The 20,130-nt window shown below is 64.1% G+C and carries 17 protein-coding genes and 1 pseudogene; 14 read left to right on the forward strand and 4 right to left on the reverse strand.

Translation table 11 applies throughout. The features are described 5' to 3' along the window. Window positions 1-26 precede the first annotated feature (26 nt). Window positions 27-1,382, reverse strand: coding sequence for a glutamine synthetase family protein (locus FJV83_RS02170; protein ID WP_095771183.1), 1,356 nt, complete (start codon window positions 1,380-1,382; stop codon window positions 27-29). Window positions 1,383-1,671: 289 nt separating this feature from the next. Then, entirely contained in the window at window positions 1,672-2,370 is a 699-nt protein-coding gene (locus FJV83_RS02175) for a GntR family transcriptional regulator (RefSeq protein WP_095771182.1), read from the reverse strand. Window positions 2,371-2,925: 555 nt separating this feature from the next. Between FJV83_RS02175 and ftsZ the strand changes: the two are divergent. The 7 genes and pseudogenes from ftsZ to FJV83_RS02210 all read left to right on the forward strand — a co-directional run. Next, window positions 2,926-3,882, forward strand: a pseudogene (ftsZ, locus tag FJV83_RS02180) (cell division protein FtsZ); the annotation flags it as partial. Window positions 3,883-4,135: 253 nt separating this feature from the next. After that, a complete protein-coding gene (locus tag FJV83_RS02185) occupies window positions 4,136-5,179 on the forward strand; it encodes a substrate-binding domain-containing protein (RefSeq protein ID WP_142884933.1) in 1,044 nt (347 codons plus the stop codon). Window positions 5,180-5,215: 36 nt separating this feature from the next. Beyond that, window positions 5,216-6,487, forward strand: a complete 1,272-nt coding sequence (locus FJV83_RS02190) for an ABC transporter substrate-binding protein (RefSeq protein ID WP_142884934.1) — start codon at window positions 5,216-5,218, stop codon at window positions 6,485-6,487. Between the two features lie 167 nt (window positions 6,488-6,654). Next, a complete protein-coding gene (locus FJV83_RS02195) occupies window positions 6,655-7,500 on the forward strand; it encodes a sugar ABC transporter permease (protein WP_142875315.1) in 846 nt (281 codons plus the stop codon). Window positions 7,501-7,513: 13 nt separating this feature from the next. Next, entirely contained in the window at window positions 7,514-8,359 is an 846-nt protein-coding gene (locus FJV83_RS02200) for a carbohydrate ABC transporter permease (RefSeq protein WP_142884935.1), read from the forward strand. A 21-nt stretch (window positions 8,360-8,380) separates the two neighbouring features. Next, the gene (locus FJV83_RS02205) at window positions 8,381-9,421 is read left to right on the forward strand and encodes an ABC transporter ATP-binding protein (RefSeq protein WP_142884936.1); all 1,041 of its coding nucleotides are present in this window, start codon (window positions 8,381-8,383) and stop codon (window positions 9,419-9,421) included. A gap of 22 nt (window positions 9,422-9,443) precedes the next feature. Next, window positions 9,444-10,721 (forward strand): trehalase family glycosidase, encoded by a 1,278-nt coding sequence (locus FJV83_RS02210; RefSeq protein WP_142884937.1) that lies wholly within the window; start codon window positions 9,444-9,446, stop codon window positions 10,719-10,721. Between the two features lie 17 nt (window positions 10,722-10,738). Here the strand turns inward: FJV83_RS02210 and FJV83_RS02215 are convergent, their stop codons facing one another. Both FJV83_RS02215 and FJV83_RS02220 read right to left on the reverse strand, forming a co-directional pair. After that, entirely contained in the window at window positions 10,739-11,464 is a 726-nt protein-coding gene (locus tag FJV83_RS02215) for an MgtC/SapB family protein (RefSeq protein WP_095786709.1), read from the reverse strand. 106 nt (window positions 11,465-11,570) lie between these two features. Beyond that, window positions 11,571-11,729, reverse strand: coding sequence for a peptide ABC transporter permease (locus FJV83_RS02220; protein ID WP_095771174.1), 159 nt, complete (start codon window positions 11,727-11,729; stop codon window positions 11,571-11,573). Window positions 11,730-11,917: 188 nt separating this feature from the next. On the opposite strand from FJV83_RS02220, the gene FJV83_RS02225 reads away from it, so the two are divergent. The 7 genes from FJV83_RS02225 (at window position 11,918) to FJV83_RS02255 (ending at window position 20,128) form a co-directional block, all read left to right on the forward strand. After that, window positions 11,918-12,892, forward strand: coding sequence for a sugar-binding transcriptional regulator (locus tag FJV83_RS02225; RefSeq protein WP_095198847.1), 975 nt, complete (start codon window positions 11,918-11,920; stop codon window positions 12,890-12,892). A 46-nt stretch (window positions 12,893-12,938) separates the two neighbouring features. Then, on the forward strand, window positions 12,939-14,384 hold the full coding sequence (locus FJV83_RS02230) for an extracellular solute-binding protein (protein ID WP_095771173.1): 1,446 nt from the start codon (window positions 12,939-12,941) through the stop codon (window positions 14,382-14,384). A gap of 158 nt (window positions 14,385-14,542) precedes the next feature. Then, the gene (locus FJV83_RS02235; RefSeq protein ID WP_095771172.1) at window positions 14,543-15,466 is read left to right on the forward strand and encodes a sugar ABC transporter permease; all 924 of its coding nucleotides are present in this window, start codon (window positions 14,543-14,545) and stop codon (window positions 15,464-15,466) included. A gap of 9 nt (window positions 15,467-15,475) precedes the next feature. Beyond that, entirely contained in the window at window positions 15,476-16,333 is an 858-nt protein-coding gene (locus FJV83_RS02240; protein WP_095771171.1) for a carbohydrate ABC transporter permease, read from the forward strand. A 2-nt stretch (window positions 16,334-16,335) separates the two neighbouring features. Next, the gene (locus FJV83_RS02245) at window positions 16,336-17,454 is read left to right on the forward strand and encodes an ABC transporter ATP-binding protein (RefSeq protein ID WP_095771170.1); all 1,119 of its coding nucleotides are present in this window, start codon (window positions 16,336-16,338) and stop codon (window positions 17,452-17,454) included. Next, the gene (locus FJV83_RS02250) at window positions 17,451-18,575 is read left to right on the forward strand and encodes an ABC transporter ATP-binding protein (protein ID WP_142884938.1); all 1,125 of its coding nucleotides are present in this window, start codon (window positions 17,451-17,453) and stop codon (window positions 18,573-18,575) included. The genes FJV83_RS02245 and FJV83_RS02250 overlap by 4 nt, the downstream gene beginning before the upstream one ends. Then, entirely contained in the window at window positions 18,575-20,128 is a 1,554-nt protein-coding gene (locus FJV83_RS02255; RefSeq protein ID WP_095771168.1) for an FGGY-family carbohydrate kinase, read from the forward strand. Before FJV83_RS02250 ends, FJV83_RS02255 begins: the two co-directional genes overlap by 1 nt. Window positions 20,129-20,130 lie beyond the last annotated feature (2 nt).

Consider the following 20,130-nt stretch of genomic DNA (forward strand, 5'->3'; position numbering starts at 1 on the left):
GCGCCGATGCTTATGGTCAGTTGAGCCTAAACGCTTTCGAGATAGGTCTCGATCTCGAAATCGCTGACGTTGAGAGCAAACGTATTCAACTCCTGGCGTTTGCAGGCGACGAAGGAGTCGCGCAGGATCGCCGGGAAGATCTCCGCCACATGCGTACCGCTTTCGAAGGTGGCGATCGCCGAGGCCCAGTCCGGCGGCAGCTTGGCTGGTGCCGCGCCTTGTCCGTCGCTCCCGGTCGGCTCGCCCGGCGACATCTGCCTTTCGATGCCGATCAGGGCCGCACCCAATATGGCGGCAAGCACCAGATAGGGATTGGCGTCCGCCCCCGATACGCGATGCTCGATGCGGCGCGCTCCGGTCGGGCCGCCGGGAATGCGGATCGCGACCATGCGGTTCTCGTAACCCCAGGCGACCGCGGTCGGCGCATAGGAACGCGGGCGGAGCCTGCGGTAGGAATTGAAGTGCGGTGCGAACACCAGCGTGCTCTCGGCCATCGCCGCCAACAGCCCGCCGACCGCGTGGCGCATGGTTTCCGAGCCCTGGTCGGTGCCGTCGTCGAACACATTGCGCCCTTCGGCGTCGACCAGGCTGAAATGGACGTGAAAGCCGTTGCCGGCGCGGTCGCCATAGGGTTTGGCCATGAAGCAGGCGGCAAAGCCGTGCTTGCGGGCAATGCCCTTCACCGTGCGCTTGAACAGCACGGCGTCGTCGGCCGCCCGCAGCGCGTCGGCGACATGGTTCAGATTGATCTCGAACTGGCCGACGCCATTTTCGGCAATCGCCGTGTCGACAGGAATGCCTTGCGCCCGGCAGGCTTCGTAGACGTCGTGGATGAAGGCTTCGAAATCGTCGATCTCGTCGATCGACAGCGCCGCGTCGGAATCGAGGCGCCGCCCGGTGACCGGCGAGACAGGGCCGACCGGCCGCTGCGATTGCGGATCAACCAGATAGAATTCAAGTTCCGTTGCCGCGACCGGGGTCAGGCCGAGCGCCCTGTAGCGGTCGAGGATACGGGCCAGCGCCCGCCGGGGATCGCCGAGATACGGCGCGCCGCTTTCATCGGCGAGCCAGAGCGGGACAAGCGCGGTCGGATGCGCCGTCCAGTCCACCGGTAGGATGCCGCGTCCCGTCCATTGGCAGAGTCCATCGGCATCGCCGGTGGAGAAGACCAGCGTGTTGCCTTCGATATCCTCGCCCCAGATGTCGAGCCCGATCAGCGAATAGGGCATGCGCAGCTTGCCTTCCAGCGCCTTGCGGGCCTGCTCCACCGGTATGCGTTTTCCCCGCATGACGCCGTTGAGGTCGCACACCGCCGCCCTCAGGCTCTGTATGTCGCTTCTGCTTTCAAGCCAGCTCAGAACGTCCGCAATTGCATCGCTCAATTTTAAAACCTCTGGTTTTCGAAGGTGCCCAAGCCCTGCCGGCTGCGCTATCCCTGGTAAAAAACGCTTGTGAGTTTTCGGAAAGCCTATCCAGCCACTGCGGGATATTTTTCCTTATTTTTTCAAGTCACTAGCTGGGATATCGGGAGGCATTTCAAAACCAATTGCGCGATCTGCGATCGCAACATAGAGGCTAGAAGGCGGAAAGCCAAGGGGCATTCGGCATGCCTGCTTCGCCGCCGGGCTGGCACGATCGGCCTTTGGGGCGAGCGACTATCGCCGTCCAATCCTAGCCTCTGGCGCCCGGAAATCTGGCCTGGCGCAGGATGTGCGCCGCGCCTTCGTCGATGTCGCGAGCGATGGCCGCGCGAGCACGCGCCGCGTCTTGCGCCTCGATCGCGGCGACGACTTCCTCGTGATAGTCGATGTCGAGGATGGAGGCGAGATCGTCCTCGAACCCCATGGCGAGGTTCCTGAGGAAGGGGCCGACCTGCATCCACACGGTCTCGATCAGGAAGATCATCTGCTCGTTACCACAATGGCGATAGATCGAGAATTTGAAGGCGTAATTCTTCCTGAGATAGTCGTCGATATCGCCCTCGCGCGCAGCCAGGGTCAATTCGGTGCTGTGGCGTCGGATCGTCCGCAGATTGTTGCCGTTGATGCGCTTTGTCGCGAGTTCGGTCGCCGAGCCTTCCAGAATCGTGCGCACGGCGGTCAATTGCGAAAACCGTTCGGCCGAAATGACCGGCACTTCGACGCTGCCGTTCGGCATCGGGCTTAGCGCGCGCAGCGCCTGCAGCCGCATGAAGGCGCTGCGCACTGGCATGTCGCTGGTGCCGAGTTCCTTGGCGAGCTTGCGCGACGTCAGCTTCTGGCCGGGCGTGAACTGGCCCGACATCAGTGCCCGCACAAGCTCCAGATAGACCTTCTCATGCAGGGGTACGCTGTCGATGGCGCTCAGCCCGAATCGTGTTCTGTCGGCCATTGGCGGGCGCTACTTCGTTCGTTCTGAAATCTGGCCTGACGACGGCAGCCGCAGGTGATCCTGATTGGGCCGAGCACGGCGGACGCCGAAGTCAGCGATATATCGGTGCATGATAGACGCCTCAATCGTTACGCGGCAAGCCGTCAGCAATGCGGCCAAGGGCAGGTCGCGCGACACGATGCCGGCGCAGGCGGGAGATTGTCCTGCAGCCCGGTTTCGCGCAGCTCGGACAACGCAGCCGGCTTTGTCTGTGATTGGCATGCATGATCAGCGTCGGCGCCATGTATCGCGTTCGCCTCGGCGCAACGTTCGCTGGGCAGCGTAATTGCTGGCCTCTCGGCTTGGGTTGCAGGCACGCGGCATCCGCGTGGCGGTTTGCAATATCGCGCTCACAAATCTTGACCTTGCGCGCACTTGCACGTCCGGCCGCTCTCTGGCTTTTTGGGGCACCCATCCGAGCGGACTGATTCGCGTCATGCCGCTCGATTGCAGTGTCTTGCAGACAGTCTGCTCGTGGGTCGTGAAGCGCGCGCAATTGGCGAAGGAGAAGCAGGCATGGCCGAGTTCAAGAAGCCGGAAATCTCCGAGATGAGGCCCAAGATCACCGTTATCGGCGTCGGCGGCGGCGGCGGCAATGCCATCAACAACATGATCGTGGAGCAGCTTCAGGGAACCGAATTCATCGCCGCCAACACAGATGCCCAGGCGCTGACCATGTCGAAGGCGACGCGGTTGATCCAGCTTGGCGCGCATGTCACCGAAGGTCTGGGCGCCGGCTCGCTGCCCGAGATCGGTCGCGCCGCGGCCGAGGAATCGCTCGACGAGATCATGGACCATCTGGCCGGCACGCATATGTGCTTCGTTACTGCCGGCATGGGCGGCGGCACCGGCACCGGCGCAGCCCCGATCATCGCGCAAGCGGCGCGCAAGGCCGGCATACTGACGGTGGGCGTCGTCACCAAGCCCTTCACTTTCGAGGGCCGGCGCCGCATGCAGATGGCCGAGGAGGGCATCGAGCGGCTGCGCGAAGCCGCCGACACCGTGATCGTCATCCCGAACCAGAACCTGTTCCGCATCGCCGATGCCAAGACCACCTTCGCCGATGCGTTCGTCATTGCCGACCGGGTGCTTTATTCCGGCGTCAGCTGCATCACCGATCTCATCGTCAAGGAAGGCCTGATCAATCTCGACTTCGCCGACGTCAAATCGGTCATGCGGGGCATGGGCCGCGCCATGATGGGAACCGGCGAGGCATCAGGCGAAAGCCGGGCGATGAAGGCGGCGGAAGCCGCGATCGCCAACCCACTGCTCGACGAAGTGTCGATGAAGGGCGCCAAGGGCGTGCTGGTCTCGATATCGGGCGGCCGCGACATGACCCTGTTCGAGGTCGACGAGGCCGCCACCCGCATCCGCGAAGAGGTCTACGAGGATGCCGATATCATCGTCGGCGCCATCTTCGACAAGAGCATGGAAGGCCGTTTCAGGGTTTCCGTGGTAGCAACCGGTCTCGATAGGGCGATCGGCGACGCCGATGCCGGCATCGCGCATGACCATTCCATGCCGTCCGCGGCACGGATCTTGCAGTAGACTTTTCTCCTCGAATTGACGGAGCCTTGGGGAGGCGGCCTGCGGAATGACGCAGGCGCGCCGCACTTGCTTGCGCTCCATGTTCGGGCAAAACGGCCATCTCCGATCGAAATTTAAAACGTTTGCATTTTTGCAAAAGGCAATTACAAACGTTTCAAACTCGCCTGAGGGAGGATCGATGACCACCCGCGTCATCACGCTGAAGGAGCTTGCGGCAAGCCTCGACCTGTCGATCACGACGGTTTCGCGGGCGCTTGCAGGCCATGAGCAGATCGCGCTGAAGACGCGTGAGCGCGTCGCGCAGGCGGCGCGCCAGGCCGGCTATGTGCCCAACACCGCGGCGCGTACGCTCGTCTCGGGTCGCAGCGGTTTCGTCGGCCTCGTCCTGCCGATACGCGGCCCCAATCTTGTCGATTCCTTCCTGGGCGAATTCGTCACCGGGCTCGGCGAAGGGCTGGTCTCGCATGGCGCCGACCTCATTTTGGCCACGGCCGCACTTGGCCATTCCGAACTGTCGGTGCTGCGCCACGTCGTCGAATCGGGGCGCGCCGATGGCGTCGTCGTCACCCGCATTGCCGAGACCGACGAGCGCCTTGCCTATCTGCGCGAGCGTGGCTTCCCGTTCGTCGCTCACGGCCGGCTGCTCGACAGCGACTTTGGCTACAACTGGCTCGACACGGATGGCGCGCACGCCTTCGGCGAAGCCTTCGACATGCTCTATGATCTCGGCCACCGCCATTTCGGCCTGGTGACGATCTCGGAAGCGATGACCTTTCGCCATCTCAGGCAAGATGGCCTTGCCGCGGCCATCGCCCGGCGGGGCGACCCCTCGGTGCGGCTCGACGTGGTCACGGCGCCGCGCTTCGACCAAGAGGCGCGCATCGAGGCCGTCAACCGGATGCTGCGAGGCCCCGACAAGCCGACGGCCATTGTCGCTTTGTTCGACGAACTGGCGCTGACCGTGATGGAGGAGGCCGCCCGTGCGGGGCTCGGTGTGCCGCGCGACCTGTCCGTCATCGGCTTCGACAACATCGCCGCCTCCGCCTATGCGCCGCCGGGCCTCACCACATTCGACGCCTCGATCCGCCACTGCGCGCGCGAGATCGCCGACATGCTGCTCACTGTCATTGCCGAGAAACCCGGCAAGCCGCTGACGCGGCTGATCCGGCCGACACTGGTTGCGCGGGCAAGCCATGGGCCGGCGCCGCGGACAAGAAGCTGACGCCGCAATGCAGGCGCATATCCAGGGAGGAAGACCATGATGAGAACATTGAAGACATTGGCAGGAGTGGCGCTGACGCTGTCGGTCGCCGTCGGTGGTGCGCAGGCCCAGCAGGTGCTGTTCTGGTCGACGCAGGCGCGCCCGGTCGAAGAGACGCAGAAGATGCGCGACGAGGTGCTCAAGGGCTTCGAGGGCGCGGTCGACTATCAGGTTGCCGAGGACGGTCCCTGGCTCACCCGCCTGCAGGCGGAATTGCAGGCCGGCTCCGGCACGATCGGCCTGCTTGGCGGCCTGCACGGCGATTTCTCCACCGTCGGCGCCAACCTTGTCGACCTGTCGGCTGTCGATGTCGGCGGGGTCAAGGTCAACGAGGCCTACAAGAAGCTCGGCATGCTCGGCACCGGCGAGCAGAAATACATGCCCTGGATGCAGGCCACCTACCTGATGGCGGCCAACAAGCAGGCTCTGCAATATCTGCCAGCGGGCACCGATCTCAACACCATCACCTATGACCAGCTGATCGAATGGTCGAAGAATATCGCCGAGAAGACCGGCTCGCCGAGATTCGGTTTTCCGGCTGGCCCCAAGGGGCTGAAGCATCGCTTCTTCGAAGGCTTTCTCTATCCGTCCTACACCGGTTCGATGGTCACGAAATTCCGTTCGGCCGAGGCCGAGACGGCGTGGAACAAGTTCAAGGAATTGTGGCAGTACACCAACCCGAACTCGACCAACTATGCCTTCATGCAGGAGCCGCTGCTTTCGGGCGAAGTCTGGGTGGCGTTCGACCATGTCGCGCGGCTCGCCGATGCCTTCAACAAGAAGCCGGATCAGTTTGTCGCTTTTCCCGCGCCGGCCGGGCCTGCCGGCCGCGGCTTCATGCCTGTCGTGGCCGGCATTGCCATTCCGAAGACCTCGCCGGACCAGGAGAAGGCCAAGGCGCTGGTCGCCTATATGCTGAAGCCGGAAACACAGATCGCGACGCTCAAGGCGACCAATTTCTTCCCCGTCGTCGACGTCAAGCTGCCCGACGACATGCCTGCCTCGGTGAAGGCGTTCGGCCCTGCCATCGCCACCATGACCGGTGCTCCCGATGCTCTGCCGGCGCTGTTGCCGATGGGGCTTGGCGACCTCGGCGGCAAGTTCAACCAGGTCTACACCGACTCCTTCGAGCGCATCGTGCTCGGCGGTGAGGACGTGCACGGCGTCCTCGAACAGCAGGCCGCCGCCCTGAAGGCGATCATCGACCAGGCGAAGGCGCCATGCTGGGCGCCCGACAAGCCATCCCAGGGCGCTTGCCCGGTGGAATAGGCAGACCATGATCCCGAACCGAAGGACCGCGTCAGCGAAAAGTGGAAGCCGGTTTTCGCAAAAGATCATGGTCAAACGATAAGACATCCTCCCGAGGGGGCGTCCGGGGTTTGTTGCACTCCGGGCGCCCAGGCCGCGGCACGGCGGCATCGCAAAGGACAAACACCATGCACGGCAAGGCTCTGCCCTATCTGCTGCTGATGCCGGCGACGCTGTTCCTGTGCATCTTCTTCCTCTATCCATTCGCGCTCGTCGCCTTCGAGGCGGTGACCCGCGACGGCGCCTTCACCCTCGACAATTTCCGCACCATGGCGGGCAGCTGGAAATTCCCCGCCACGGTGCGCAACACCTTGCTGCTTGCCGCGATCGTCGTGCCGATCCAACTGACCATGGCGTTGCTGATGGCCAGCGTCGTGTCGCGGCTGGAGACCGGGCGCAGCGCAGCCCTTTACGTCTTCGCCATTCCGCTCGGCATTTCCGACCTCGCCGCCGGCCTGATCTGGCTCGCCATCTTCGACCAGTCCGGCTTCCTCAACACGCTGCTTTCCAGCCTGGGCGTCGTCGACAGGCCGGTCATGTTCCTCGGCTACCAGAGCAAGCTGACCATCTTCATCGCCGTGGCGCTGGCGGAGATCTGGCGGGCCACTGCAATCATGATGGTCATCCTCGTCGCCGGCATGGGCCTGATCCCCAAGGAATATTACGAGGCGGCCGAGGTGTTCGGGGCAAGCCCGTGGCAGCGCTTTGTGCGCATCACGCTGCCGTTGCTGCGCCCCAGCCTGCAGACGGCGATCATCCTGCGCGTCATCCTCGCCTTCGAGGTCTTCGCCGTGGTCGCGGCACTCGGCGGTACCAATCTGCCGGTGCTGATGGGCGAAACCTACAACTGGCAGTTCACGCTGCAGGACCGCAATGTCGCCGCCGCTTCGGCGCTGCTCATCCTCGCCATCTCGATCGGCTTCACGCTGTTTTTCCTCAGGGTGCTGCGTGTGCCCAAGGAGGCACGGATATGAAGGAGGCCCGGATATGAGCGCCGTTGCAGAGACGCCGGTCGCAGCCGTCGCCGACGCACGCAAGGCCGGCGACTGGCTGCTGTTCGCCACCGCCATCCTGCTTGGCGTCTGGGTGCTGTTGCCGATCTATCTGCTGATCGTCAACGCGCTGTCGTCGCCCGATCAGGTGACGGCTTTCCCAAAGCGCTTCTTCCCGTCCTTCGATCTCGGCAGCCTCTCGTTCTTCATCAATTTCGCCGGCGTTGCCAGGGCGCTGTGGAATTCGGTGCTCGTCGCCACGCTGACGATGATCCTGGCCATCGGTTTCGGCGCGCCGGCCGGTTACGCGCTGTCGCGCTTCGATTTTCCAGGGAAGGGCAGCTTCCGCTTCCTGGTGCTGATGACCAGGGCCTTCCCGCTGCCGCTTCTGGCGCTGCCGCTGGCGGTGATGTTCATCCGCACCGGCCTCGACGACACCGCCATCGGGCTGGCGCTGGTGCACACCACACTGGCGCTGCCGTTCGCCGTGCTGATCACCTTCTCGCTGTTTTCGGGCATTCCCGTTGAGCTGGAGGAAGCAGCCTGGACGCTCGGCTGCACGCGCTGGCAGGCCTTCCGCAAGGTGATCCTGCCGCTGGCGCTGCCGGGCATAGCCGCATCGGCGGTATTTGCCTTCACCATCTCCTGGAACGAGGTGTTCGCGGCTGCCGTGCTCACCATCGAAAACCGTACGCTGACCGCCTTCCTGCTGCAGAGCCTTGGCGAGTCGCCGCTCTACCTCAAATTCGCCGGCGGGGCGGCGCTGGTCGTGCCGGCGCTGATCTTCATCTTCGCCGTCCGCAAATACCTTTTCGCCATGTGGGGGATCGCCAACCGATGATGCGTTACACGGAGACGGCCCATGGCTGAAATCGCGATCAAGGGCGTGGCCAAGCGCTTCGGCGGCTTCACCGCGCTGCATCAGGTCGACCTCACAATATCTGACCAGGAATTCATGGTGCTGCTCGGCGCGTCGGGCTGCGGCAAAACCACGTTGCTCAGGATTGTCGCCGGGCTGGAACGCCCAAGCCAGGGCGAGGTGTGGATCGGTGGGCGCCGCGTCGACCATCTGCCGCCACGTGAGCGCGGCATCGCCATGGTGTTCCAGAACTATGCGGTCTTTCCGCATCTGACCGTGTTCGAGAACATCGCCTTCGGCCTGCGCATGAAGAAATTACCGCAGCGGGAGGTCGAGCGCCGCGTCAACCGCACCGCCGAACTCATGCACATCGAGCAATTGCTGAAGCGCTATTCCGGCCAATTGTCCGGCGGCCAGCGCCAGCGTGTCGCGGTCGCCCGCGCGCTCGCCATGGAGCCCGACGTCATCCTGATGGACGAGCCGCTGTCGAACCTCGACGCGCTGCTGCGGCTGGAAATGCGCGCCGAACTCAAGGGCGTGCTGGCGGCATCGAAGACCACCACCATCTATGTCACCCACGACCAGGTCGAGGCGATGAGCCTCGCCGACCGCATCGCCGTCATGCATCAGGGCCGCATCGTCCAGGCGGCCTCGCCGGTCGAGGTCTACCGCAATCCGGCCGCGCGTTTCGTCGGCTCCTTCATCGGCAATCCGCCGATGAATTTTATCCCGGCGACCAAGGCCGCGAACGGCAGCTGGACCGTTGCCGGGCTGACGCTGCCAGGTCCCAGCTTAGATAAGCAGAAGCTCGAATTCGCCATCCGTCCCGAGGATGTCGACGCGGGCGCCGAGGGTTTGCACGCCACGGTGCGCGTCATCGAGCCGCTCGGGCCGCACACGCTGGTCACCTGCGATGTCGAGGGCGGCCTGTTCCGCGCCATCCTGGACTCCAACGCCAGCGTTCAGGTCGGCGACGATCTGCGCCTGGCGCCCAAACCCGACCGCATCCGCTGGTTCGATCCCGAAACCACCAATGCCCTTTGACACCGAAAGCCCTGAAACGCCCATGACTTCTTCTGCCAATGCCGACATCATCGCCCGCGCCGTCGAGGTGCTCAGGGAGAACGACCATGGCGCCTACACCATCCCGACAAAGGATCTCTACCCGTTCCAGTGGAATTGGGATTCCTGCCTGACCGCGCTCGGCCTTGCCCATTACGACGAGGCGCGGGCCTGGACCGAGATGGAGACCTTGTTCGCGCATCAGTGGCCGGACGGCATGGTGCCGCACATCGTCTTTCATGTCTGGAACGACGGCTATTTTCCCGGCCCCGAAGTCTGGCGGACTGGCCGTCCGACAGCGACATCCGGCATCACCCAGCCGGCGGTCGCCGGCTTTGCCGCGCGCCGGCTGTTCGACCGGGCGAACGACAAGAAACTGGCGGCGGAGCGGGCTCGCGCATTGCTGCCGAAGATCGATGCCTGGCACCGCTGGTTCTATGAGAACCGCGACCCCAAGGGGGAGGGGCTGGTCGCCATCATCCATCCCTGGGAGTCCGGCCGCGACAATTCCATTGACTGGGACGATGCCTTCGAGCGCGTGCCGACCGACGGCGTCGAGCCCTATACGCGCCGCGACACCTTGCACGCCGACCCGGCGCATCGGCCAACGCGCGAGCAGTATGACCGCTACATCTGGCTGGTGCAGCACTTTCGCGGGCTTGCCTGGGACAATGCCAGGCTGCATGACGCCTCGCCCTTCCAGGTCGTCGATCCCGGCTTCAACGCCATCCTGATCCGTGCCGCGACCGATCTTGCCGATCTCGCCGAGGCGCTCGGCGAGACCGAAATTGCCGCCGCCAACCGTGCTCGCGCGCAAAAGGGCCTGGCGGCCATGGAGCGGCTGTGGAGCGAGGCGCGTGGCCAATACCTCTGCCTCGACCGCGTCACCGGCGATTTGATCGACAGCGCGTCGGTGGGCGGCCTCCTTCCGGCCTTCGCGGCCATCCCCAAGCCTCGTGCCGCCGCAATCGCCGCAACCGTCGAACGGCTTGCCGGCAAGGCACGCTATGTCGTGCCGTCGCATGATCCAGGCGATCCGCGCTTCGACGCCAAGCGCTATTGGCGCGGTCCGGTCTGGCTGGTGGTCAACTACATGATATCAGATGGGCTTACCGCCGCCGGCCACGGCCAAGTGGCGCGGCGCATCACTCAGTCCAGCCTCGATCTGATCCGGGAAAGCGGCTTTGCCGAATACTACGATCCGCTGACCGGCGAGCCGCTCGGCGGCGGCCGTTTCACATGGACGGCGGCGATGGTGATCGAGTTCCTGCGTGGTGCGTAAGTGCGCTGGCCGCCTCTTCAGGACGCTTTCTCGCCGATCAACTCAAACCGTTCGATCTCGCATTGCCGGGCGACCAGCGCCAGGATTTCCGTCGACGGTTCGATCGCGTCGGGCTGCTTCCATTCGAGATTGAACGAGTAGATGAAGCGGTCGCGGTCGGCGTCGTGCTCCATCATCGAAAGGCGCGCGTCATAGCCAAGCGGGCGCACCATCTCCTGAAGGTCGGGCGGGGATTCCTTCGCCCAGGAGACAGACAGGACCGCATGGTGGTCGCGCGGGATCCGGAGGTCGACCCATTTCAGCGCCTGAAGCGTCACCAGGGTCAGCAGCGTCGTGATTGCGGCAAGGCCGAACTGGCCGCCGCCAAACGCAAGCCCGATCATCGTCATGATCCACATCGTGGCGGCGGTGGTGACGCCGGTCACGAGATCGCCGCGCCGGAGGATGGCGCCGCCGCCGATGAAGCCGACGCCGGTCAGCACGCCAAGCGGAAAACGCAACACATCCATGCGAGCGAAGGAGTCCGCTCCCTTGCCCATCGTATCGAGCAGCAAGTTGGCCTGGATCATGGCAACCGCGGCGGCAAGCCCGACCAGGATGGTCGTCCGAAGCCCTGCGGTGTGGCCGCGCGCTTCCCTGTTCAGACCGATCAAGAAACCTGCCGCCAGCACAAGCAGGAGGCGTGCGACGAGATCGGGCCAGGTCGGATGAAGCGGCATATCGCAGCAAAGCGGTTCGAACATCGTTCCGTGCTCCGCCCCCCATTCCCGGGATTTTCAACACCGCCCGGCACCGATGGTTCCTCGCGGCGCTATGCTTCACGCCCTCGGGGCGAGCCTGGCGTGTCGGTCACCGGACGGCGAAACCCAGCACCAGTGCCAGGACAACGATACCGACCAGGCCGGCGATGAAGATGATTCGCTGCGCGCGGGTGCGCAGGATGATTTCGCCCTGCCTTGCGTCCTGTCCGGAAAAAACCGGTCCCTGCCTGCCGCGATCCTTGCTCATGACGTGCTCCTTCCGGCCGGCGCTGCGACCCTGAACCTCAACTGAAGAACCGTTTTGCCCCCCGGAGGTTCCAGCCGAACGCGCGGCCCATCGACCACGCCGCCGCGCGATTTGAACGGCGGCGCTTGACTCCGGCGAAGCCTTGTGAAAAATTTTGCAGCAATTGATAAAAATATCATAGGGTGGAAATGGTAGGGTTCGGCAACGGCCTCCTGCGCGACGACGAAACCAGCATGGCGACGCGTGCCGCGTGGCTTCACTATGCCGGCGGCCTGACCCAGTCCGAGGTCGCCAAGCGGCTGGGGCTGACCAGCCTCAAGGCCCATCGCCTCATCACCAAGGCCAACCAGGAAGGGCTGGTGAAGGTCTATATCGACGGCGAAGTGTCGGAATGCGTCGAGCTCGAGGATGAACTGTCCCGCCGCTACGGCCTCGATTATTGCGAGGTGGTTCCGGACTTCGATTCCGAGGATCTGCCGCTCAAGGCGCTCGGCATTGCCGGCGCGCAGTTCCTCAAGCGCGAGATCGAGCGCGGCGAGGAAGCGCTGATCGGCGTCGGCCATGGCCGCACGCTTGCCGCCTGCGTGGAATATCTGCCGCGCACCTCGACCGACAAGATCCGCTTCGTCTCGCTGCTGGGCGGCCTGACGCGCAAATTCTCGGCCAACCCGCATGACGTCATCCACCGCCTGGCCGAACGCACGGGCGCCGAAGCCTATGTCATGCCGGTGCCGATGTTCGCCAACACGGCCGAGGACCGCACCGTCCTGCTCGGGCAGAAGGGCATCAGCGAGGTCTTCGATCTCGCGCGCTCCGCCGACCTGTTGTTCGCTGGCATCGGCACCGCCGAACGCGAGGCGTCGCTGGTTGCCACCGGCATGATCGAAAAGGGCGAGATGGAGGAGATCCGCCGCAATGGCGGCGTCGGCGAATTGCTCGGCCATTTCTTCGATGAGGCCGGCAAGGCGGTGGCGACGACCGTTTCCGACCGGGCGCTGGCCTTGACGCGCGAGGACATTGCCAGCCGCCGGATCGTCGCCGTCGCCGGCGGCAAGATCAAGGTTCGCGCCATCAAGTCGGTGCTCGAAGGCCGCTATCTCAAGGGCTTGATAACAGACGAGCGGACGGCGCGATCGCTCGTGGAAGAGACGCCGGTCGGGTAGCCGGCATCAGTTTCAGTTGAAACTACCCTGTGGAGGAGAAGACGAAATGCATGAGAAAGAGAAAGACCTCATTGATGCCTTCCTGCGCGGACAAGTCGACCGTCGCGGGCTGATCAAGGGCCTCGGTGCCATGGGCCTTGCCGCCGGCACCGCCGGCACGCTGCTCAATCTTGGGCAGACCCGCGCGCTTGCCGCCGACTTCGACTGGCAGGCGCATAAGGGCAAGACCATCAAGCTCCTGCTCAACAAGCATCCCTATGCCGATGCGATGATCGCCGATCTCGAAAACTTCAAGAAGCTGACCGGCATGAACGTCGTCTATGACGTGTTCCCGGAAGACGTCTATTTCGACAAGGTCACGGCAGCCCTTTCGGCAAGCTCGCCCGAATACGATGCCTTCATGACCGGCGCCTACATGACCTGGACCTATGGCCCTGCCGGCTGGATCACCGACCTCAATGAATGGATCAAGGATCCGGCCAAGACCAACCCGAACTATGCCTGGGACGACTTCCTGCCCGGCGTCAAGAATTCCTGTGCCTGGAATGGCAAGCCGGGCGGCGCGCTGGGTTCGGATGATGCAAAGCAGTGGTGCATTCCGTGGGGCTTCGAACAGAACAACATCACCTACAACAAGGCGATGTTCGACAAGGCCGGCGTCACCATTCCCGGCAACATGGACGAGATGGTTGCCGCGGCGGCCAAGCTCACCAAGGATGTCGGTGGCGGCGTCTATGGCATCGGCGTGCGTGGCTCGCGTTCCTGGGCGACGATCCATCCGGGCTTCCTGTCGGCCTACGCCAATTTTGACCAGAAGGACCTCAACGTTTCGGCGGACGGCAAATTGTCGGCCGCTATGAACACCACCCAGTCCAAGGCTTTCCACAAGCAGTGGGTTCAGATGATCCAGGAGAGCGGCCCCAAGGACTGGTCGACCTACACCTGGTATCAGGTCGGCACCGATCTCGGTGCCGGCGCCTCGGCGATGATCTTCGACGCCGATATCCTCGGTTACTTCATGAACGGCGGCGACAACAAGATGGCCGGCAAGCTCGCCTTCGCAAGCTTCAAGGCCAACCCGGCAGCCAAGGCGGCGACACCCAACATCTGGATCTGGTCGCTGGCGATGTCCAATTTCTCGAAGGACAAGGACGCCACCTGGTATTTCATGCAATGGGCCTCCGGGCCGGAGCATGGGCTGTTCGGCGCGACCAAGATGGACTTCGTCAATCCGGTCCGCCAGTCGGTCTGGAAGGACGAGATGTTCCGCGAAAAGCTGAACAAGAGCTATCCCGGTTATGTCGAGATGTTCGACGCCTCGGCGCCGGGCGCCTCGATCAAGTTCACCGCTCAGCCGCTGTTTTTCGATCTCACCACCGAATGGGCGGCGACGCTGCAGAAGATGGTGGCCAAGGAAGTGCCGGTCGACGAGGGCCTCGACAAGCTCGCCGAAAGCATCAACGGCCAGCTCAAGGAAGCCGGGCTCGGCTAAGTCGCAACGAGGGCCGGCCTGCCTGGCCGGCCGGCCCTCATCACGCCTTTTCACGTTTGCGATGCGGTGCCGGAAGGTGGCCGCCATTCGCCCCACCGGTCGCCTTGCTCCCTTGGGCGGCCGGCAGGGCGAAGCGACAGCAACAACGGAGCAACTCGATGACTGCGGTGGTATCGCAAAGGCCCAAGCCATCCGGCTTCAGGATCAGCAAGCGGGTGCTGCCCTATGTGCTCAGCCTGCCGGCGTTGCTCGTCTGCATCGGCATCCTGATCCCGTTCCTCACCTCGGTCGTCTATTCCTTCCAGCGCTATCGGCTGAGCCAGCCTTGGGCGCGGCAGTTCAACTGGGGCGACAACTACATCTCCTTCTTCACCGACCCGAAATTCTGGAACACGCTCAAGGTGTCGCTGCTCTATGCCGGCACCACAGTCGTGCTGGAACTGCTTCTCGGCCTCGCCATCGCCTTGCTGCTGCAGAAGCGCTCGACGCTGAACAACTTCATCTCGATCATGCTGTTGATGCCGCTGATGACGGCGCCCGCACTTGCCGCGCTGATGTGGAAGCTGATGACCAATCCCGGCTTCGGCGTGCTCAGCTATGTCGCCAGCCTCATCGGCCTGCAGGATTTCCGCTGGGCGTCGTCGCCGTCGACGGCGCTGTTCACGGTGGTGCTGGTCGATATCTGGGTCTACACGCCCTTCATCATGATCCTGCTGCTCGCGGGCCTGCGCAGCCTGCCGACGCAGCCCTTCGAAGCGGCCGCGCTCGATGGCGTGCCGCGAAGCTTCGTCTTCTTCCGCATCACACTGCCGATGCTGACGCCCTACATCCTGACGGCGACTTTGTTCCGGCTGCTCGATTCCATCCAGCAGTTCGATATCATCTATGCGATGACACAAGGCGGGCCGGGCGACACGCTGACCGTCTTCCAGGTCGAGGCCTATCTCAACTTCTTCCAGTCGACAAATGTCGGCCGCTCGGCGGCGCTGATGATCATCCTGTGGGCGATCACCTATTTCCTCTCCAACATCTTCATCAAGAACTGGCTCAGGCTGCGCGAACGCGCCCGTGGCCAGGCATAGGAGGCCGGGATGGAACACACCTCGCTTCTCGAGCGCATCCTGCGCGGCATAGCCCTGACGCTGGTCGTGATCTTCTTCATGTTCCCGATCGTCTGGATCTTCATGATGTCGTTCCAGACCAACGAGACGATCCTGCGCATCCCGCCGCAGCTGATCTTCGAGCCGACGCTCGCCAACTACACCGCGCTGGTCACCGGCAAGCTGATGACCGCCGCCGGCACGCTCGACATCGCCTTCATGCGCAACCTCTGGAATTCGGTGTTCCTGTCGGTGACCTCGGTCGCGGTCTCGCTGCTTCTCGGCGTGCCGGCGGCCTATGCCTTCGCGCGCCACAAATTCCGAGGCTCGGAGGACATCGCCTTCACACTGCTGTCGTTCAAATTCGCGCCGGCGCTGCTGGTGCTGCTGCCGCTCACCCTCTATTTCCAGAAGCTCGGGCTCGCCAACACCTATGTCGGCCTGATCTGGGTCTACCAGCTGATCTGCCTGCCGCTAATCCTGTGGATCGTGCGCGGCTATTTCGAGGATATTCCGGCCGACATCGAATATGCCTACCGCATCGGCGGCCATTCCTGGTTCGCCACCTTCCGCAAGATCGCGCTGCCGCTCGCCGGTCCCGGCATCGCCGCCGCCGGCCTGCTCGCCTTCATCTTCGCTTGGAACAATTTCGTCTTCGCGCTGGTGCTGGCCTCGGCCGACAAGCAGCCGGTGACGGTCGGCGCGCTTGCCTTCATCACCTCCTCCGGCATCCAGTACGGCCAGATCTCGGCGGCCATCGTGCTCTCGATCACACCGACGCTGGCGCTCGCCCTCTATGCGCAGCGCTATCTCGTCGAAGGCCTCTCGCTTGGCGCGGTGAAAGGATAGACATGGCCAGCCTCGAACTCAAAAACATCGTCAAGCGCTACAAGAGCCAGACCGTCCTCGACAATCTGTCGCTGACGGTTGCCGACGGCGAGACCCTTGTCCTGTTCGGCCCGTCCGGCGCCGGCAAGACGGTGCTGCTGCGCCTGGTCGCCGGCGTCATCGATCCGGATGAGGGCAAGATCTTCATCGGCGGCGACGACATGACCGATGTCGACGCGGAATTCCGTGGCGTCGGCATGGCGTTCCAGAATTTCGCGCTGTTTCCGCATATGAGTGCGTTCGACAACATCGCAACGCCTCTGGAGGCCAAGCGGTCCTCGCCAGGCGCCATCAAGGCCGGCGTCGAAAGCGTCGCCAAGCTGTTGAAGATCGCCCATGTGCTCTCGCACAAGCCGCGCGCGCTTTCCAACGGCCAGAAGCAGCGCACCGCGCTTGCCCGTGCGCTGGTCGGTTCGCCGCCGCTGCTGTTGCTCGACGACCCCTTGCGCAATGTCGACGCCAAGCTGCGTTTCGAGATGCGGCTCGAACTGCCGCGCCTGCTTGCCGATCGCGGCGCCACCGTCGTCTACGTCACCCAGGATTACAAGGAAGCCATGGCACTCGGCGATCGCATTGCCGTCATGTCACAGGGCGTCATCCGGCAGCTCGGCACGCCCGAGCAGATCTATCGCGAACCGGCCAATATCGAGATCGCGCGGCTGTTCGGCGACCCCACCATCAATCTGCTCGACGTGAAGCCCGCGCGGGATACCAGGGGGATCTATGTCGGCCTGTCCAACGTCCAGGTCCATCTGGCCGGCGCTTACGACGCGGCGGTCGGCCGCGATTGCGTCATCGGTTTGCGGCCGGAAGCGCTGAGCTTCGTCGAGGAGGGTATCCCGGGCGCCATCCCGGTGACGGTCGAGGCCGAGACGCCGCTCAACGAAAAGATCGTCACGCTTGTGCGCACCGTGCGCGGCCGCGAGATCCTGGTCTCGCGCCCGGCCGGAACGCCGGGCCGCAGCGAGGGCAAGGTCCATATCGCCGTCGACGGCAAGAGCGCCTTGCTGTTCGATCACGCCAGCGGCGACCGCCTCGGTTCGAAGAACGTCGTCACCTTGCGCAATGGAGAAGCCGCATGAGCCAGAGCGCGCTCACCATTTCAGGTGTCGACAAATTTTACGGCCCGATCGATCGCGGCGTGCATGCGGTCAAGAACCTGACGATGGAAATCGGCAAGGGCGAGATCGTCGCCCTGCTTGGCTCGTCCGGCTGCGGCAAGACGTCGACGCTGCGCATGATTGCCGGTTTCGAGGAGGTGTCGCGCGGCGCCATCTCGGTCGGTGGCCGTCGGGTGCACACCTTGCCGCCGGTCAAGCGCAATGTGGCGATGGCCTTCGAAGGCTATTCGCTCTATCCACCGCTGACCGTGCGCGAGAATATGGCCTTTGCGCTCAAGGCTGCCCGGCTGCCGAAAAGCGAGGTCGACGCCAAGGTCGCCAGCATCGCCAAATTGCTCGAGATCGAGGACATATTGGAGCGCTATCCGAGTTCGATTTCCGGCGGCCAGCAGCAACGCGCCAGCCTTGGACGGGCACTGATCCGCGAGGCCGACCTGCATCTGCTGGACGAGCCGATGGGACAGCTCGAACCGCAGCTTCGCGCCGTGCTGCGCGGCCGTATCAAGCACTTCATCAAGGAGCGCGGCCTGACCGCGATCCTGGTCACTCACGATCAGACCGAAGCCAATGCGCTTGCCGACCGCATCGCGGTGATGGAAGGCGGCGTGCTGCAGCAGTTCGACACGCCGGACCAGATCAAGGAACGCCCGGCGAACCTGTTCACCGGCACCTTCGTCGGCGAGCCGCCGATGAACGTCTTCGAGGCCTATGTCGCAACCGCCGCCGGCCGCATCAATCTCAAGCTGCCCGACGGCCTGTCGCTCGACTACGACAAGGACGCCTTCAGCGCTCCGGTTCGCGATCAATTGCTCAGTCGCGAGCGGGTGGTTATCGGCATCAGGCCTTACGCGGTCCGACGCTCGAAGGAGGGTGTTCCCGCCAGGGTCTCGGCCAACCAATGGCTCGGCGACCAGACCCACATCGCCGCCGACTTCGCCGGCGGTTCGCTGGTCCTGGTCGAACACGACCGCACCCGCCTCGATCTGGGTGCGCCGATCAATGTCACCATCGATCCGAAAAACCTGCATGTCTTCGACCTGGCGAGCGGCAAGGCGATCTCGCACGGCATGGAGCTTGCCTGATGCGCGACATCCTGATCGGCATCGACGCCGGCACCTCCGTCATCAAATCCATCGCCTTCGACACGTCGGGCCGGCAGATTGCCGCCGCCGCGTTGCCCAACCACTATGAAACGCTGCCGGGCGGCGGCGCCGAACAGGATCTGGCGCGCACATGGAGCGATGCCGCCACGACCTTGCGACAGCTCGCCGACAAAGTGCCCAATCTGGCCAACCGGACGGTGGCGATAGCAGTCACTGGACAGGGCGACGGCACCTGGCTGATCGACGACAAGGGCGAGCCGGTCGCCAAAGGCTGGCTCTGGCTCGACGCGCGCGCCGCGGCCATCGTCGAGGAAATCCGCGCGCGGCCCGAGGACCGGCTTCGCTTCGAGAAGACCGGCAGCGGGCTCGCCGCCTGCCAGCAGGGTTCGCAATTCGTCTTCATGAAGCGCGCCATGCCCGAAATGCTTGGTAAGGCGGCAACGGCATTCCATTGCAAGGACTGGCTCTATTTCAAGCTGACCGGTGAACGCGCCACCGATCCGTCCGAGGGCACCTTCACTTTCGGCGATTTCCACACCCGCGACTACAGCGACGATGTGCTCGACGTGCTCGGCGTCACCGATCTGAGACATCTGCTGCCGCCGATCGTCGATGGCACCAGGCACAGCACCGCACTGTCGCAGGCAGCAGCCGATGCCACCGGCATGCTGGCTGGCACGCCGGTCGTGCTCGGCTATGTCGACGTCGTCTGCACCGCGCTCGGCGCCGGCCTGCTCGACCGCGAGCGCAAGCCCGGCTGCTCGATCATCGGTTCCACCGGCATGCATATGCGGCTGGCCGCAACCCCTGACGACGTGCAACTGAACGAAGCGGCGACCGGTTATACGATGGCGATGCCGGCGCCCGGCGTGTTCGCGCAGATGCAATCCAACATGGCGGCGACGCTCAACATCGATTGGGTGCTTGGGCTCGCCTCGGGCATTCTCGCCTCGCAAGGCATTTCGCGCAGCAATGGCGAGATGATCGCGCTGGTCGATGCCTGGATCGCGGCCGCGCAGCCGGCCTCGCTGCTCTATCAGCCCTATGTGTCGGAAGCCGGTGAGCGGGGGCCATTCGTCGATGCCAATGCCAGGGCCGGCTTCGTCGGCATTTCCTCGCGGCACGGCTATGCCGACCTTGTCCGCGCCGTCTTCGAGGGCTTGGCGTTCGCGGCACGCGACTGCTACGCGGCCATGGGGCCGCTGCCGCGCGAAGTCCGCCTCACCGGCGGCGCCGCCAGAAGCCCGGCGCTGCGCAAGATCCTGGGGGCGGCGGTGGGGGCCGATATCCGCACCAGCGCGCGCGAGGAGGCGGGCGCCGCGGGCGCGGCGATGATCGCCGCGGTCTGCGTGGGTCTCTACCCGTCCATGGACGCGTGCGTCGGCGAATGGGTGACGCCGCTGCTGGGCGAGGCCGAGCCGAGCGACCGGAACCTCGCCGCGATCTACGACAAGATGACCCCGTCCTACATGTTGGCGCATCAGGCGTTGCGGCCTGTCTGGCGCGCGATGGCTTCAGTGCAGGCAAATTGAGA

This window comes from Mesorhizobium sp. WSM4307 (genome assembly GCF_007003945.1).
GTDB lineage: Bacteria > Pseudomonadota > Alphaproteobacteria > Rhizobiales > Rhizobiaceae > Mesorhizobium.

Excerpts from the sequence above, each read along its gene's own strand:
- FJV83_RS02240 (WP_095771171.1), top strand. The coding sequence starts at position 15,476 with ATGGAACACACCTCGCTTCTCGAGCGCATCCTGCGCGGCATAGCCCTG.
- FJV83_RS02220 (WP_095771174.1), bottom strand. The coding sequence starts at position 11,729 with ATGAGCAAGGATCGCGGCAGGCAGGGACCGGTTTTTTCCGGACAGGAC.
- FJV83_RS02235 (WP_095771172.1), top strand. The coding sequence starts at position 14,543 with ATGACTGCGGTGGTATCGCAAAGGCCCAAGCCATCCGGCTTCAGGATC.
- FJV83_RS02255 (WP_095771168.1), top strand. The coding sequence starts at position 18,575 with ATGCGCGACATCCTGATCGGCATCGACGCCGGCACCTCCGTCATCAAA.
- FJV83_RS02195 (WP_142875315.1), top strand. The coding sequence starts at position 6,655 with ATGCACGGCAAGGCTCTGCCCTATCTGCTGCTGATGCCGGCGACGCTG.
- FJV83_RS02225 (WP_095198847.1), top strand. The coding sequence starts at position 11,918 with ATGGTAGGGTTCGGCAACGGCCTCCTGCGCGACGACGAAACCAGCATG.
- FJV83_RS02200 (WP_142884935.1), top strand. The coding sequence starts at position 7,514 with ATGAGCGCCGTTGCAGAGACGCCGGTCGCAGCCGTCGCCGACGCACGC.
- FJV83_RS02230 (WP_095771173.1), top strand. The coding sequence starts at position 12,939 with ATGCATGAGAAAGAGAAAGACCTCATTGATGCCTTCCTGCGCGGACAA.
- FJV83_RS02190 (WP_142884934.1), top strand. The coding sequence starts at position 5,216 with ATGATGAGAACATTGAAGACATTGGCAGGAGTGGCGCTGACGCTGTCG.
- FJV83_RS02210 (WP_142884937.1), top strand. The coding sequence starts at position 9,444 with ATGACTTCTTCTGCCAATGCCGACATCATCGCCCGCGCCGTCGAGGTG.
- FJV83_RS02175 (WP_095771182.1), bottom strand. The coding sequence starts at position 2,370 with ATGGCCGACAGAACACGATTCGGGCTGAGCGCCATCGACAGCGTACCC.
- FJV83_RS02245 (WP_095771170.1), top strand. The coding sequence starts at position 16,336 with ATGGCCAGCCTCGAACTCAAAAACATCGTCAAGCGCTACAAGAGCCAG.
- FJV83_RS02205 (WP_142884936.1), top strand. The coding sequence starts at position 8,381 with ATGGCTGAAATCGCGATCAAGGGCGTGGCCAAGCGCTTCGGCGGCTTC.
- FJV83_RS02215 (WP_095786709.1), bottom strand. The coding sequence starts at position 11,464 with ATGTTCGAACCGCTTTGCTGCGATATGCCGCTTCATCCGACCTGGCCC.
- FJV83_RS02185 (WP_142884933.1), top strand. The coding sequence starts at position 4,136 with ATGACCACCCGCGTCATCACGCTGAAGGAGCTTGCGGCAAGCCTCGAC.
- FJV83_RS02250 (WP_142884938.1), top strand. The coding sequence starts at position 17,451 with ATGAGCCAGAGCGCGCTCACCATTTCAGGTGTCGACAAATTTTACGGC.